This is a genomic window from Klebsiella sp. GG_Kp146 (assembly GCF_040061975.1).
In the GTDB taxonomy this organism is placed as follows: domain Bacteria; phylum Pseudomonadota; class Gammaproteobacteria; order Enterobacterales; family Enterobacteriaceae; genus Klebsiella; species Klebsiella quasipneumoniae.
In genome coordinates this window covers 136,705-151,546 of sequence record NZ_JBEAHA010000001.1, presented here as the reverse complement: position 1 = coordinate 151,546, position 14,842 = coordinate 136,705, and the positions used below count along the sequence as shown (strand labels likewise).

Sequence of the window (14,842 nt, the reverse complement as noted above, 5' to 3'; positions counted from 1 at the left end):
TGTCTGCGGGCGCGCTTGACAAAGTTCTGGCCTCGAGACAATACCAGCATTGATGATTTACTCTCTAAACCATTAGAATTTGATATTGTTCATAGGCTTATTTGTAAATTTTTGTCTATTTGCTGTTCACTAATGTGATCGTGGGCGCACTCCACAGAAGAGACCTTGTCTATACTATACCTATAAGATTTGGGGACATTCCCTGGCAACCCAAAGTCCGGAGGTGACACATGAAACGCAAAAACGCTTCGTTACTCGGTAACGTACTCATGGGGTTAGGGTTGGTGGTGATGGTTGTGGGGGTGGGTTACTCCATTCTGAACCAGCTTCCGCAGCTTAACCTGCCACAATTCTTTGCGCATGGCGCAATCTTAAGCATCTTCGTTGGTGCGGTGCTCTGGCTGGCCGGTGCCCGTATTGGCGGCCACGAGCAGGTCAGCGACCGCTACTGGTGGGTGCGCCACTACGATAAACGCTGCCGTCGTAATCAGCATCGCCACAGCTAACCGTAGCATGATCCCCCGCATCGGTCCCTGAAGGCCGATGCGTTTTACTGTGCCTCTCGTTATCTCTTCTTCTTGTTCCCGCCATATGACGACCCCCGTTCCGACCTGAGCTTCGTGATGCTATGGTTGCCGCCAAAAGTGAATATCAAGCGCGTTTTTCGCTTGACCCTGACGTTACGTCAGGCAGCAGAGTAGCGGACCTGGCCACAGAGAGGAGCAGTCATGTTAATTCAGGTGGGAGAGCTGGCGAAGCGCGCCGGGCTGACGGTGCGTACGCTGCATCATTATGAACAGACGGGGCTGTTAACGCCTTCGGCCAGAAGCGAGGCGGGCTATCGGCTCTATAACCTGTCCGCGGTTCAGCGCCTGCATATGATCAAGGCGCTGGCGCAGACCGGGCTGACGCTCGCCACCATTAAGGACTATCTCGATCGGCGAACGCTGTCGCTGCCCGAACTGCTGACGCAGCAGATAGAGACGCTTAATGACCAACTGCGCGATGTCGGCAGGCTGCGCGACCGGCTGTTGGCGCTGCGCGAGGCGCTGGCGAGCGGCAATGAACCCGATCTGGAGTCCTGGCTACAGACGCTGGAGTTAATGAAAATGTACGATCGTTGGTTTAGTCAACAGGAGTTAGCCGTGCTGCCGTTTGCGGCACAGGATGAACAGCGCGCGCAGGCGTGGCGCGAGCTAACAGAGGAGGTGCAGACGCTGATGGCGAGCGGCTGCCCGACGGACAGTCCGCAGGCGATGAGTCTGGCGACGCGCTGGATGGAGCGCCTGGAGCAGGATACGGCCGGGCGCCCGGAGTTTCTGACCCGCCTGAACGAGATGCATGCCGCCGAGCCGCAAATGGTTGAACAGACCGGCGTCACCCCGGCCATCATTGCCTTTATCACCGAAGCCTTTGCCGAAAGCAAACTGGCCATCTGGGCGCGGTATCTCGACGACGAGGAGATGGCGTTCACCCGCCGGCACTACTTCGACCGGCTACAGGAGTGGCCAGCGCTGGTGGCGAAGCTGCATCAGGCGTGCCGTGAGGGCGTAGCGCCGGATTCGGCGTCGGGTCAGGCGCTGGCCCGGGCGTGGCTTGAGCTGTTTCAGTCCTACGCCGGCACCCGGCCGCAGACGTTGCAGAAGTTTCGTCAGGCAATGGAGCAGGAGCCGCATTTGATGAAGGGCACCTGGATGACGCCGGCGGTGCTGCGCTGGCTGCAGCAGGCGACCGGAGCCTTGATGCGGCAGGCGCAGGGGCCTGCCGCCGGGTGATCACAGGTCAGCCAGCGCGGCCTGACGATCGGGGTAGAAGCTCAGGCGTCCGGGCAGCGGCTTGACGCCGGCGCGCGCTAACGTGCGTAGCGGCTGAAATTCGAGGTTAGATACGCGCAATTCACAGCCTTCCGGCAGCTTGTTCACAAAGCGCTGGAAGGCATCCAGACCGCCGGCGTCGAGAACCGGCACCGCGTCCCACTTCAGCACCACGATGCGCTTGCCGGCGATCCGGGTCTCCAGGTCGTTGAATAGACCTTCGGCGGCGGCAAAGAACAGCGGACCGATCACCCGCAGCACCAGCACGTCGTCTGGCACTTCGACGTTGACCGGCGCCAGATGGGTCATGCGCGCGATACGGCGCATAAATAACAGCGAAGCCAGCACGATCCCGACGCTGATGGCGATCACCATATCAAACAGCACCGTCAGCGACATGCACATCAGCATCACCACAATGTCGTCCTTCGGCGCGTGGCGCAGCAGATTGATGACTTTATGCGCCTCGCTCATGTTCCATGCCACCATCAGCAGCAGGGCGGCCATCGCCGACAGCGGCAGCCAGGAGAGCAGCGGGGCGAGGATCAGCAGCGCCATGATCACCAGCAGGGCGTGGATCACGGCGGCGACCGGCGATGTGGCGCCGGCGCGGACGTTCGCCGCCGAGCGGGCAATCGCCGCGGTGGCGGTGATCCCGCCGAAGAACGGCGCAACGATGTTGCCCAGCCCCTGGCCAATCAGCTCGCTGTTGGCTTTATGTTTGGTACCGGTCATGCCGTCGAGCACCACCGCGCACAGCAGAGATTCAATAGCGCCCAGCATCGCCATGGAGAAAGCCGCGGGCAGCAGCGCCTGCAGCGAAGCCCAGCTCAGGGTAAAGTTGGAACCCGGCATATCCCAGGGCAGTACCAGCTGCGGCAGCAGCTGCGGAATGCCGTTGCCCTGAGTGCCGTCCGCCAGCTGATAGTGGAACTGCGAGCCGATCGTCGCCACATCGCCGCCGAGCAAGTTGACGACCAGCATCACCCCACAGCCGGCCAGCAGCGCCGGGAGGTGGCCCGGCAGACGGATACCCAGTCGCGGCCAAAGGATCAGGGTGCCGAGGGTGACGACGCCGATGGCGGCGTCCCCGACGTTAATGGTCGGCAGGGCCATCGCCAGCGCCGCCACTTTCTGCAGATAATGCTCCGGCACATGGGGCATCTGCAGGCCGAGGAAATCTTTAATCTGCATGGTACCGATGGTGATACCGATCCCGGAGGTGAAGCCGAGGGTGACCGACAGCGGGATATATTCGATCAGGCGGCCAAAGCGCGCCAGGCCGAAAAGCATTAAAAAGATCCCCGACATCAGCGTCGCCACCAGCAGCCCCGCCAGGCCGAACTGCTGGGAAACCGGATAGAGGATCACCACAAAGGCGGCGGTCGGTCCGGAAACGCTAAAGCGCGACCCGCCGGTTAAGGCGATCACAATCCCTGCCACCGCTGAGGTATAGAGGCCGTACTGCGGCGGCACACCGCTGCCAATCGCCAGCGCCATCGCCAGCGGAATCGCAATGATCCCGACGGTGATCCCGGCGATCAGGTCGCGGGTAAAGCGGGCAGTGGTGTACTTTTCTTTCCAGCAAGCGTCGATGAGGGCGCGGAAAGGCATCACATGTGAGGAAAATAATCTGTTCACAATAATGTTTCATCCATGAGCGCATCATCTGTCAACTGAATGGCAGGTGAAGGAGGCATCGGTCATTGCCACATCATCCTTCGGGATGCCTCTGTATTGGCTGCGTTCATTTACCCTGGTCACGTACTGCCTGTACGCTCCCGGGGATTCATTCACTTGCCGCCTTGACGCATGCCGAATGATTTTGTGGAAGAATTAAAAATTCAGAGACAAAAAAACCCGCCGCAGCGGGTTTTTGTGCTCGGCTCGATTAATGTTCGAACATAGCAGAGATTGATTCTTCATTGCTGATACGGCGAATAGCTTCAGCCAGCATACCGGAGAGCGTCAGAGTACGCACTTTATCCAGCGCTTTAATTTCTGGTGCCAGCGGAATGGTATCGCAGACGACAAATTCATCGATCACAGAGTTTTTAATGTTCTGGATAGCGTTGCCGGAGAAGATCGGGTGCGTCGCGTAAGCGAATACGCGTTTCGCGCCGCGCTCTTTCAGCGCTTCTGCCGCTTTACACAGGGTGCCGCCGGTGTCGATCATATCGTCGACCATCACGCAGTCACGACCCGCGACGTCGCCGATGATATGCATCACCTGGGAGACGTTGGCGCGCGGACGGCGCTTGTCGATGATAGCCATATCGGTATCGTTCAGCAATTTAGCGATAGCGCGAGCACGAACCACGCCGCCGATGTCCGGAGAAACCACGATCGGGTTGTCCAGGTTCAGCTGCAGCATATCTTCCAGCAGGATTGGGCTGCCGAACACGTTATCAACTGGCACATCGAAGAAGCCCTGGATCTGTTCTGCGTGCAGGTCAACGGTCAGTACGCGGTCAACGCCGACGCTGGACAGGAAATCTGCCACCACTTTCGCGGTGATTGGCACACGAGCAGAACGAACACGACGGTCCTGACGAGCATAACCGAAGTAAGGGATAACGGCGGTGATACGACCTGCCGAAGCACGACGCAGAGCATCAACCATAACAACCAGTTCCATCAGGTTGTCATTGGTGGGAGCACAAGTGGACTGGATGATGAAAATATCACCACCGCGTACGTTTTCATTGATTTGTACGCTGACTTCGCCGTCGCTAAAACGACCTACAGCGGCGTCGCCAAGAGAAGTGTACAGGCGGTTGGCAATACGTTGTGCTAGTTCCGGGGTGGCGTTACCAGCAAAAAGCTTCATATCAGGCACGAGAAGAACCTCAGGCATGCGTCCAGTGGTGGATGAATGGGCCAATAATGTGCGGGCTGGCGCCATTCGATCCAGTCGGTGTATTTAAAGAGCACGATGCAACGTCTGGAACAGGGTGACGTTGTCACCGTAACTCAATTTCCCCGGCTGACTCATGAACGATGCGCCCTCACGGCGCAGGATTCAGAGCAGGGCCTGCTTGAGCGGCGAGAGGTTTACTCCGCGCGCCACAAAGCCATTTAGCCATGCCGGGGCAGTGTCCAGCACCTGACGGGCAGCGGATTCGGTGTTAAATTCAGCAAACACACAGGCCCCTGTGCCGGTCAGGCGTGACGGCGCATATTCTAACAGCCAGGAAAGCGCGGCATCAACCTCGCGAAAACGTTTTCTTGCGATAAGCTCGCAATCGTTGCTGAATTCACAATTTAATAACGTATTAATTGACCGGCGCGGGGTATTTCGTGGTAGCTCCGGGTCGCGAAAAATGATCGGCGTCGGAATACTGACGCCCGGATGGGCCACGAGGTACCATTTTTCCTCGGGCTCCACCGGCGTCAGAATTTCACCTACCCCCTCGGCAAAGGCGGCATGGCCGCGCACGAAGACCGGCACATCGGCCCCCAGTTGCAGGCCCAGGGTCGCCAGCTCATCTTCCGAGAGTCCGCAGCCCCAGAGATGGTTGAGCGCCACCAGCACGGTGGCGGCATTGGACGAGCCGCCCCCCAGACCGCCGCCCATCGGCAGGCGCTTATCGATACTGATATCGGCGCCGCTTCCCGCCGGCAGGCGGCCGCTTTCGCCGGCGGCGCGCATCAGCAGACGCGCGGCGCGAACGATCAGATTCTCTTCGTCCGGCACCCCGGCCACCGGCGTCAGCAGGCGCAGTTCGCCGTCAGCGCGCGGTTCGATGGTCAGCGTATCGCCGTAGTCGAGGAACTGAAACAGCGTCTGCAGGGTGTGGTAACCATCAGCCCGCTGGCCGGTGATATATAAAAACAGATTCAGTTTTGCAGGTGAGGGCCAGCGGCTCATCATTTCACGATCCAGTTATCCATCTTCAGCTTGATGCGCTGGGCGCCATTGTTCAGCTCGACATTAGACGGCAGGGCGGGCTGGGTATCGCTGGTGTAGCCGCCGTAGGTGACGTGCCAGGTTTTGCCGTTTTGCGTGTAGTTCAGTTCACGCAGACGGTACCGATCGTCCAGCGAATAGTCGGTGGCGTCGCCCGGCAGGCCGATGATCCACTGGCGCAGGCTGTTCAGCGGGATCGGCATCCCGGTCAGGCGGCCAATCATCTCTTCGGCATCGGTGGCGGTGTAGGTCTGGCCTTTGTTGTCGATCAACTGCACGCTGCCAGGCTGCGCGGTCAGCGACAGCTCGGTGCTGCCCAGCGGGTTGGTCAGCAGCAGGCGATAGCGGTCCTGGCCGGTCTGCTGCCAGAAGAAGCGGGCATAGACTTTTTGCTCATCGGAGAGATAGGCAAACGCCCCGCGGGTCTGGAACTGGTTGAGGCTGCGAACAGCCTGCTGGTGCTGGCGCCACTGCGGCGAATCCGGGCTTTTGCCAGGCCCCTCGGGGGTATGAACAGAACAAGCGGTCAGGACGAGGCTGGCCAGCGGCAGCAGGCGGAACAGTCGATTCATAATGATGACAAATCCTTGATGTCTACAGTGAAATCCGGCGGCAGGGGAACAGCGGGCCGATTTGTGTAGCAGGTTACATTTATAATCCTTAATGCTAGCGTCGCCGGGCGATAGCGTCTACGTTCAAGTTGTCTGAAATCAAAAAATTAACCTTAATGGCGGTCTTGCTTTGGCTATTACTCCAAAAGGGGAGCCTCTCTTTTATTGATTACGCGCATCCTGTATGATGCACTCAGACTAACCTTAGCAACGCTGGTACTACTCCCTCACAATGACCCTTTTAGCTCTTGGCATCAATCACAAAACAGCTCCGGTCGCCCTGCGAGAACGCGTTGCGTTTTCGCCGGAAACGCTCGATAAGGCGCTGGAGAGCTTGCTGGCTCAGCCGATGGTGCAGGGTGGGGTGGTGCTGTCGACCTGCAACCGCACGGAACTCTATCTCAGCGTAGAAGAGCAGGATAACCTGCAGGAAGCGCTGATCCGCTGGCTGTGCGATTACCACGGCCTCAATGAAGAAGACCTGCGTAAAAGCCTCTACTGGCACCAGGATAACGATGCTGTCAGCCATCTGATGCGCGTCGCCAGCGGCCTTGATTCGCTGGTGCTGGGCGAACCGCAGATCCTCGGTCAGGTGAAAAAAGCCTTCGCCGATTCCAGCCGCGGCCATCTTAACGTCAGCGAACTGGAGCGGATGTTCCAGAAATCGTTCTCGGTGGCCAAGCGCGTGCGTACCGAAACCGATATCGGCGCCAGCGCCGTTTCCGTCGCGTTCGCCGCCTGTACCCTGGCGCGGCAAATCTTTGAATCCCTGTCGAGCGTGACGGTGCTGCTGGTCGGCGCCGGTGAAACCATCGAACTGGTGGCGCGCCATCTTCGCGAACATCACGTGCGCAAAATGGTGATCGCCAACCGCACTCGTGAACGCGCCCAGGCGCTGGCGGAAGAAGTGGGCGCCGAGGTGATTGCCCTCAGCGATATCGACGAACGGCTGAAAGAGGCCGACATCATTATCAGCTCCACCGCCAGCCCGCTGCCGATCATCGGCAAAGGCATGGTGGAACGTGCGCTCAAGGCGCGGCGCAACCAGCCGATGCTGCTGGTGGATATCGCCGTCCCGCGCGACGTCGAACCGGAGGTCGGCAAACTGGCTAACGCTTACCTCTACAGCGTCGACGATCTGCAAAACATCATTCAGCATAACCTGGCGCAGCGTAAGGCCGCGGCGGTGCAGGCGGAATCGATCGTCGAGCAGGAGACCAGCGAATTTATGGCCTGGCTGCGCGCGCAGAGCGCCAGCGAGACCATTCGCGAATATCGTTCTCAGTCCGAGCAGGTCCGTGAGGAGCTGACGGCGAAGGCGCTGGCCGCGCTGGAGCAGGGCGGTGATGCCCAGGAAATTATGCAGGATCTGGCGCGTAAGCTCACCAACCGCCTGATCCACGCGCCAACCAAATCACTTCAGCAGGCCGCCCGTGACGGGGACGACGAACGCCTGCATATTCTGCGCAACAGCCTCGGGCTGGAATAGCGCACCTTTCTCTTATTTTCAGGACAGGGTGAATTCACGCCTATGAAGTCTTCTATTGTTGCCAAACTGGAAGCGTTGTACGAGCGCCACGAAGAAGTGCAGGCGCTGCTCGGCGATGCCGCGACGATTGCCGATCAGGATAAATTCCGCGCGCTGTCGCGGGAGTATGCTCAACTAAGCGATGTGGCGCGCTGCTATACCGACTGGCGTCAGGTGCAGGAGGATATTGAAACCGCGCAGATGATGCTCGACGATCCGGAAATGCGCGAAATGGCGCAGGAAGAGCTGCGCGACGCCAAAGATAAAGGCGAACAGCTGGAGCAACAGCTACAGGTCCTGCTCCTGCCGAAAGATCCTGATGACGAGCGTAACGCCTTCGTGGAAGTGCGCGCCGGGACCGGCGGCGACGAAGCGGCGCTGTTTGCCGGCGATCTGTTCCGCATGTACACCCGTTACGCGGAATCGCGCCGCTGGCAAGTGGAGATCCTCAGCGCCAACGAAGGTGAACACGGCGGCTTTAAAGAGGTGATCGCCAAGATCAGCGGCGACGGCGTTTATGGTCGGCTCAAATTTGAATCCGGCGGCCATCGCGTGCAGCGCGTGCCGGCCACCGAGTCGCAGGGGCGTATCCACACCTCCGCCTGTACGGTGGCGGTGATGCCGGAGCTGCCGGAGGCGGAAATGCCGGATATCAACCCGGCGGATCTGCGCATCGATACGTTCCGTTCCTCCGGCGCGGGCGGTCAGCACGTTAACACCACCGACTCGGCGATCCGTATTACCCACCTGCCCACCGGCATCGTGGTGGAGTGTCAGGACGAACGTTCCCAGCATAAAAACAAAGCCAAGGCGCTGTCGGTGCTGGGGGCGCGGATCCGCGCCGCCGAAGTGGCCAAGCGTCAGCAGGCGGAAGCCTCCACGCGCCGCAACCTGCTGGGCAGCGGCGACCGCAGCGATCGAAACCGTACCTACAACTTCCCGCAGGGCCGCGTGACCGACCACCGCATCAACCTGACCCTTTACCGTCTCGATGAGGCGATGGAGGGCAAACTCGACATGCTGATTGAGCCGATAGTCCAGGAACATCAGGCCGATCAGCTGGCGGCGCTGTCCGAGCAGGAATGATGACCTTTCAGGCCTGGCTGCAGCAGGCAATCGCCCGCCTGGCGGAGAGCGACAGTCCGCGACGCGACGCCGAGATCCTGCTGGGACACGTCACCGGTCGGGCGCGCACCTGGATCCTGGCCTTCGGCGAAACGACGCTGTCCGCCGACGAGGCGACGACGCTGGAGGCGCTCCTGCAGCGACGCCAGCGCGGGGAGCCCATCGCCCATCTGGTCGGGCAGCGGGAGTTCTGGTCGCTGCCGCTGTTTGTCTCCCCGGCGACGCTGATCCCCCGCCCGGATACCGAATGTCTGGTGGAGCAGGCGCTGGCGCGTCTGCCCGTCGCGCCGTGCCGTATTCTCGACCTCGGCACCGGGACCGGCGCCATTGCCCTGGCGCTGGCCAGTGAACGTCCTGACTGTGAAGTGATCGCGGTGGACGTGATGCCGGACGCCGTGGCGCTGGCGTTGCGTAATGCCGCTCATCTGGGCATTGCTAACGTGACGATACGGCAAAGCGACTGGTTCAGTGCGCTGGCCGGGCAGCGCTTCGCCATGATCGTCAGCAATCCCCCCTATATCGACGCCGCCGACCCGCATCTTGCCGAAGGCGATGTGCGTTTTGAGCCGTTGACGGCGCTGGTGGCAGGCGACCAGGGGCTGGCCGATCTGGCGCAGATTATCCGCGAGGGGCGGCAGTATCTGCAGCCCGGCGGCTGGATGCTGCTGGAGCATGGCTGGACCCAGGGCGAAGCGGTACGCGCCCTGTTTCGCGAGGCGGGCTATCTGGATGTCGCGACCTGCCGCGACTATGGCGACAATGAGCGTCTGACCCTCGGACGTTTACCCGACATGGAGAACGTTGGCTGATGAACTTATTCACGGCTGTCCTCTACCTGCACATCGCCAGCGTGGTGGTGTCGGTAGGATTGTTCGTTTTACGTTACTGGTGGATGTATCACCAGAGCCCGCTGCTGAACCAGCGGTGGGTGCGAATTGCGCCGCACTGCAGCGATACGCTGCTGTTTCTCAGCGGTGCGGGATTAATGGCGATAACGCACTACCTGCCGTTCACAGAAGACGGCGCATGGCTGACTGAAAAGCTGTTTGGCGTTATCATTTACATCGCATTAGGTTTTATCGCGCTGGGCCGTCGTCGTCCGCGCAGCCAGCAGAGCCGCTTTATCGCGTTCCTGCTGGCGCTGGTGGTGTTGTTTATCATCATTCAACTCGCCATCACAAGAATACCGATACTGGGGTAGGTCATGGGGTCATTAGCGGATTTCGAATTTAACAAAGCGCCATTGTGTGATGGCATGGTCCTCATTTCTGAACAGGTCCGCGACGATTTTCCGACGCGTTTTGTCGAGGAAGAGCTGCAGCGGCTGCTGCGCCTCGCGCAGGAGGAGATTGCGCCTTCGTGGGACCAGGAACGCCAGATAGAACGCCTGCTGGCGCTGTTTTACGAGGAGTGGGGCTTTGGCGCCTCGCAGGGCGTTTATCGTCTATCCGACGCGCTATGGCTCGATAAAGTGCTGGTCAACCGCCAGGGGAGCGCGGTGTCATTAGGCGCGATCCTGCTGTGGATCGCTCAGCGCCTGGGGCTGCCGGTGGTGCCGGTGATCTTCCCGACCCAGATGCTGCTGCGCGCGGACCCGGAAACCAGCGAAGAGATGTGGCTGATTAATCCGTTCAACGGCGAAACCCTCGACGAACATACCCTGGAGGTATGGCTGAAGGGCAACATCGGGCCGGTGGCGGAACTGTTTAATGAAGATCTCGACGAAGCGGATAACGCCGAGGTGATCCGCAAGCTGCTGGACACCCTGAAGTCGGCGCTGATGGAAGAGCGGCAGATGGAGCTGGCCCTGCGCGCCAGCGAAGCGCTGCTGCAGTTTAACCCGGAAGATCCGTATGAGATCCGCGACCGCGGGCTGATATACGCCCAACTGGATTGCGATCACGTGGCGCTGCTGGACCTGAGCTATTTTGTCGAACAGTGTCCGGAGGATCCGATCAGCGAGATGATCCGCGCACAAATCAACACGATTTCGCACAAACAAATTACATTGCATTAGTCTGGAACCATTCCGGTTACACCCTGATAAGGCGAATTTATGAAACAAAAAGTGGTTAGCATTGGTGATATCAACGTAGCGAACGACCTGCCGTTCGTGCTGTTCGGCGGGATGAACGTGCTGGAGTCACGCGATCTGGCGATGCGCATCTGCGAACATTACGTCACCGTTACGCAGAAGCTTGGCATCCCCTACGTCTTCAAAGCCTCCTTTGATAAAGCCAACCGTTCCTCCATTCATTCCTATCGTGGGCCGGGTCTGGAAGAAGGGATGAAGATTTTCCAGGAGCTGAAGCAGACCTTTGGCGTGAAAATCATCACCGACGTTCATGAAGCCAGCCAGGCGCAGCCGGTGGCTGACGTCGTGGACGTGATCCAGCTTCCCGCCTTCCTCGCGCGCCAGACTGACCTGGTGGAAGCGATGGCCAAAACCGGAGCGGTGATCAACGTCAAGAAACCGCAGTTCGTCAGCCCGGGCCAGATGGGTAACATCGTCGATAAATTCATCGAAGGTGGTAACGACAAAGTGATCCTCTGCGACCGCGGCGCTAACTTCGGTTACGACAACCTGGTGGTGGATATGCTCGGCTTCGGCGTGATGAAGAAAGCCTCCAACAACTCGCCGGTTATTTTCGACGTCACCCACGCGCTGCAGTGCCGCGACCCGTTTGGCGCTGCCTCCGGCGGTCGCCGCGCGCAGGTGAGCGAGCTGGCCCGCGCTGGTATGGCGGTGGGTATCGCCGGTCTGTTTATCGAAGCGCATCCGGATCCGGACCACGCGAAATGCGACGGCCCGTCCGCGCTGCCGCTGGATAAACTGGAGCCGTTCCTCAAGCAGATGAAAGCGATTGACGATCTGGTGAAAAGCTTCGACGAGCTGGATACCAGCAAGTAAGTCTGACCGCATCACTGGAAAAGCCTGCCGGCGTCAAAACCGGCAGGCTTTTTTTTCGCCCGGACTCCGCCGGACGGGCAAGCGGGGTCAGGCGAAAATGGTCATCAGGTAGGCGGCGAACAGCGCCAGATGGGCCGCGCCGTTCAGCACATTGGTGCGTCCGGTGGAAAAGGAGATATGGCACAGCACCAGCGAGGCGACCATCACCACCATCTCCGGCGCGCCAAGGCCAAAGCGCAGCTCATTGCCGGTCAGGAAGGCGATGAGGGTGACTACCGGGACCGTCAGTGAGATGGTGGCCAGCACGGAGCCGAAGAACAGGTTCATCGCCCGCTGTACCTGATTGTTGAGCACCGCTTTGAGCGCGCCAAGGCCTTCCGGCGACAGGATCAGCAAGGCCACGAGGAAGCCGGTGAAGGCCACCGGGGCATTCATGCTGGTCAACAGCGTTTCTAACGGGTTGGCGTTCATTTTAGTGACGGCGATCACCGCCACCAGGTGCACCAGCAGCCAGGCGGTATGCCACCCGCTGCTGTGGGCGGACGGTTTACCGTGGTGCGGGTCGTCATCATCGCCGTCGTCTTCATGCTCATACACAAACAGACTCTGATGGGTTTTGGTCTGAATAAGCAGGAAAACGCCGTACATGGCCGCCGAAATCACCGCCACCAGCAGCGATTGCCCGGTGCTGAAGTTCGCGCCCGGCAGCGCCATGGGAAACACCAGCACGATAATCGCCAGCGGAAACAGGGCGATAAGATACTGCTTAATGCCGAACAGATTCATATATTGGGTGGCGAATTTACGCCCGCCCAGCAGCAGGGAAAAACCGACCAGACCGCCGGTGACGATCATAATGATGGAGTAGAGCGTATCACGCATCAGGGTCGGCGCGGCGTCGCCGGTGGCCATCAACGCGGAGATCAGACTGACCTCAAGGATAACCACCGACAGGCTGAGAATCAGGGAGCCGTAGGGTTCGCCCAGGCGGTGGGCGAGGACGTCGGCGTGGCGGACCACGCTGAAGGCGCTGCTTAAAATACCGACCAGCGCGAGGATATTAATCGCGATAACCACTGGCAGTGACTGGCTGCTGCCCCAGAAAAACAGCACCGCCAGCGCCAGCACCGGAAAGACGAGGGAAGACTCCTTATGGCGGGTTTTTACCGCCTCATGTGCATGGGTCATGAACCATCTCCATTTATGCAGGTGTTATAATTATAAAAACGCAGGGCGATAAAGTAACAGATATTGCTAAATTTCTGCTGTATTTTTACTTAAGTTTACGGGTATCGAGAGATATCTTGATTAGTTTATTATAATTTGCGATTACGTTATTTTTATACTTACTATTCAGATAATTACTAAAATTCATTTTTAACTCATCATCGGCTTGATAGCTTGCCGCCTGCGTTCCACAATTAGATTTTATGCTCAAACAGGAGGTCATTATGCCCTATAACAGTAAACAAGAGCTCCCCGACAGCGTTCAGCATGTTCTGCCTGCCCATGCGCAGGAAATTTATAAAGAAGCGTTTAACAGCGCCTGGGATCAATATAAAGATAAAGACGAGCGGCGCGATGACGCCAGCCGTGAAGAGACGGCGCACAAAGTCGCCTGGGCGGCGGTGAAGAACAGCTACGAAAAAGGCGATGACGATAAGTGGCATAAGAAAAAATAATTGCTGACGCCGCTTTTATGCTTGCCAGCGCCCCGCTGATTGCTTATTGAAAGATAAAGCTGGATAATATTTCAGCAATATTGACGGATGCATGAGACGAACGCCGGGAAGCGGGCAGTGGCGGAGGTAGTAAACAGTGTTAACTCGTGATTTCTTGATGAATGCGGATTGTAAGACAGCGTTTGGCGCTATTGAGGAATCGCTACTCTGGTCGGCAGAACAACGCGCAGCCTCGCTGGCGGCGACGCTGGCCTGCCGCCCGGATGATGGCTCAGTATGGATCTTTGGCTACGGTTCGCTTATCTGGAACCCGGCGCTCAATTATCGCGAGTCCTGCACCGGCACGCTGCCGGGCTGGCACCGCGCGTTTTGCCTGCGGTTGACCGCCGGGCGCGGGAGCGCCTGCCAGCCGGGACGTATGCTGGCCCTGAAAGAGGGCGGTCGAACCACCGGCGTCGCTTATCGTCTGCCGGACGACACGCTGGAAGAAGAGCTGACGCTGCTGTGGAAACGGGAGATGATTACCGGCTGCTATCTGCCCACCTGGTGCAAGCTGGAGCTGGATGACGGGCGGACGGTAAATGCGCTGGTGTTTATTATGGATCCGCGTCATCCGCTATTTGAGCCGGATACCAGCGCCCAGGTCATTGCTCCGCTGATCGCCCGGGCCAGCGGGCCGCTCGGCACCAACGCTCAGTACCTGTTTTCGCTGGAACAGGCGTTGAGTAAGCTCGGGATGCACGACGCCAGTCTTGATGATCTGGTGGCCAGCGTCCGCGCGCTGTTGGGCGACAGCCCGCCGCCGGGCCTGGCCAGAGCGCGCGGAAAAGAAAAACGCCCGGCATGGCCGGGCGTGTGTTAAGGCAGTGACTGTCAGGCCGGAACGTAGCTGATGGAGTGCTCCAGTGACTGGCTGTGACTGTCGATAAGCACGTTCCAGGTGCCGCTGTAGGGCACCGTCAGATAGGCGCTGTCCCGATCCTGCACGCTCAGAATATCCGCATGGCTGTCGCCAGGAACCTTCGCGCTCATCAGATGAATATGGCAGCGCTCTGAGCACCGCACCACCAGCGTGTCACCGCCAAACAACGTCAAACTTGCTTTTACCATCGCCATTTTTGTACCCCGTTTCTGTCCCGCTACAGCATCCTGCCCACCCAGTCCTCGCGTGATATTGTTCACACTTTGCTCTGTGCATCACACCAAACGGCGCGGGTCGGGATGCTGATTTTGATCAAAAAAAGGGATAAAGATTAAACAA

The 14,842-nt window shown here is 59.0% G+C and carries 16 protein-coding genes; 10 read left to right on the top strand and 6 right to left on the bottom strand.

Annotated features, from left to right (window positions below):
* Positions 1-230: 230 nt before the first annotated feature.
* Positions 231-506, top strand: coding sequence for a stress-induced protein YchH (ychH, locus tag ABLU95_RS00720; protein ID WP_002910437.1), 276 nt, complete (start codon positions 231-233; stop codon positions 504-506).
* 222 nt (positions 507-728) lie between these two features.
* Positions 729-1,775 carry a MerR family transcriptional regulator gene (locus ABLU95_RS00715; protein ID WP_065881258.1) on the top strand — a complete coding sequence of 349 codons (1,047 nt, stop codon included), beginning with the start codon at positions 729-731 and terminating at the stop codon, positions 1,773-1,775.
* Here ABLU95_RS00715 and dauA read toward each other — a convergent pair whose 3' ends face one another.
* From dauA to lolB, 4 genes are all read right to left on the bottom strand, one after another.
* Positions 1,776-3,455: a C4-dicarboxylic acid transporter DauA gene (gene dauA / locus ABLU95_RS00710; RefSeq protein ID WP_064733271.1), complete on the bottom strand. Its 1,680-nt coding sequence runs from the start codon at positions 3,453-3,455 to the stop codon at positions 1,776-1,778.
* Positions 3,456-3,705: 250 nt separating this feature from the next.
* Complete coding sequence (gene prs / locus ABLU95_RS00705; RefSeq protein ID WP_002910407.1) at positions 3,706-4,653, bottom strand: ribose-phosphate diphosphokinase; 948 nt, start codon at positions 4,651-4,653, stop codon at positions 3,706-3,708.
* 183 nt (positions 4,654-4,836) lie between these two features.
* Complete coding sequence (ispE, locus tag ABLU95_RS00700; RefSeq protein ID WP_072413462.1) at positions 4,837-5,685, bottom strand: 4-(cytidine 5'-diphospho)-2-C-methyl-D-erythritol kinase; 849 nt, start codon at positions 5,683-5,685, stop codon at positions 4,837-4,839.
* A complete protein-coding gene (gene lolB, locus ABLU95_RS00695; RefSeq protein WP_023290149.1) occupies positions 5,685-6,296 on the bottom strand; it encodes a lipoprotein insertase outer membrane protein LolB in 612 nt (203 codons plus the stop codon). Before lolB ends, ispE begins: the two co-directional genes overlap by 1 nt.
* A gap of 271 nt (positions 6,297-6,567) precedes the next feature.
* On the opposite strand from lolB, the gene hemA reads away from it, so the two are divergent.
* From hemA to kdsA, 6 genes are read left to right on the top strand one after another with little or no spacing between them, the layout of a single operon-like run.
* A complete protein-coding gene (gene hemA / locus ABLU95_RS00690) occupies positions 6,568-7,824 on the top strand; it encodes a glutamyl-tRNA reductase (RefSeq protein WP_023290148.1) in 1,257 nt (418 codons plus the stop codon).
* Between the two features lie 42 nt (positions 7,825-7,866).
* The gene (gene prfA / locus ABLU95_RS00685; protein ID WP_004203214.1) at positions 7,867-8,949 is read left to right on the top strand and encodes a peptide chain release factor 1; all 1,083 of its coding nucleotides are present in this window, start codon (positions 7,867-7,869) and stop codon (positions 8,947-8,949) included.
* Positions 8,949-9,797 (top strand): peptide chain release factor N(5)-glutamine methyltransferase, encoded by an 849-nt coding sequence (prmC, locus tag ABLU95_RS00680; protein ID WP_032453303.1) that lies wholly within the window; start codon positions 8,949-8,951, stop codon positions 9,795-9,797. The genes prfA and prmC overlap by 1 nt, the downstream gene beginning before the upstream one ends.
* Complete coding sequence (sirB2, locus tag ABLU95_RS00675; RefSeq protein WP_008804389.1) at positions 9,797-10,189, top strand: invasion regulator SirB2; 393 nt, start codon at positions 9,797-9,799, stop codon at positions 10,187-10,189. Before prmC ends, sirB2 begins: the two co-directional genes overlap by 1 nt.
* A gap of 3 nt (positions 10,190-10,192) precedes the next feature.
* Positions 10,193-11,005, top strand: coding sequence for an invasion regulator SirB1 (gene sirB1, locus ABLU95_RS00670; RefSeq protein WP_017899847.1), 813 nt, complete (start codon positions 10,193-10,195; stop codon positions 11,003-11,005).
* Between the two features lie 39 nt (positions 11,006-11,044).
* Positions 11,045-11,899: a 3-deoxy-8-phosphooctulonate synthase gene (gene kdsA, locus ABLU95_RS00665; protein WP_002910393.1), complete on the top strand. Its 855-nt coding sequence runs from the start codon at positions 11,045-11,047 to the stop codon at positions 11,897-11,899.
* An 87-nt stretch (positions 11,900-11,986) separates the two neighbouring features.
* On the opposite strand, the gene chaA is transcribed toward kdsA, so the two are convergent.
* Positions 11,987-13,087, bottom strand: a complete 1,101-nt coding sequence (gene chaA / locus ABLU95_RS00660; protein WP_004203207.1) for a sodium-potassium/proton antiporter ChaA — start codon at positions 13,085-13,087, stop codon at positions 11,987-11,989.
* A gap of 263 nt (positions 13,088-13,350) precedes the next feature.
* On the opposite strand from chaA, the gene chaB reads away from it, so the two are divergent.
* Both chaB and ABLU95_RS00650 read left to right on the top strand, forming a co-directional pair.
* Complete coding sequence (gene chaB / locus ABLU95_RS00655) at positions 13,351-13,581, top strand: putative cation transport regulator ChaB (RefSeq protein ID WP_023290145.1); 231 nt, start codon at positions 13,351-13,353, stop codon at positions 13,579-13,581.
* 136 nt (positions 13,582-13,717) lie between these two features.
* On the top strand, positions 13,718-14,443 hold the full coding sequence (locus tag ABLU95_RS00650; protein ID WP_348878598.1) for a gamma-glutamylcyclotransferase: 726 nt from the start codon (positions 13,718-13,720) through the stop codon (positions 14,441-14,443).
* Between the two features lie 11 nt (positions 14,444-14,454).
* On the opposite strand, the gene ABLU95_RS00645 is transcribed toward ABLU95_RS00650, so the two are convergent.
* On the bottom strand, positions 14,455-14,697 hold the full coding sequence (locus ABLU95_RS00645) for a DUF1883 domain-containing protein (protein ID WP_002910387.1): 243 nt from the start codon (positions 14,695-14,697) through the stop codon (positions 14,455-14,457).
* Between the last annotated feature and the right edge of the window lie 145 nt (positions 14,698-14,842).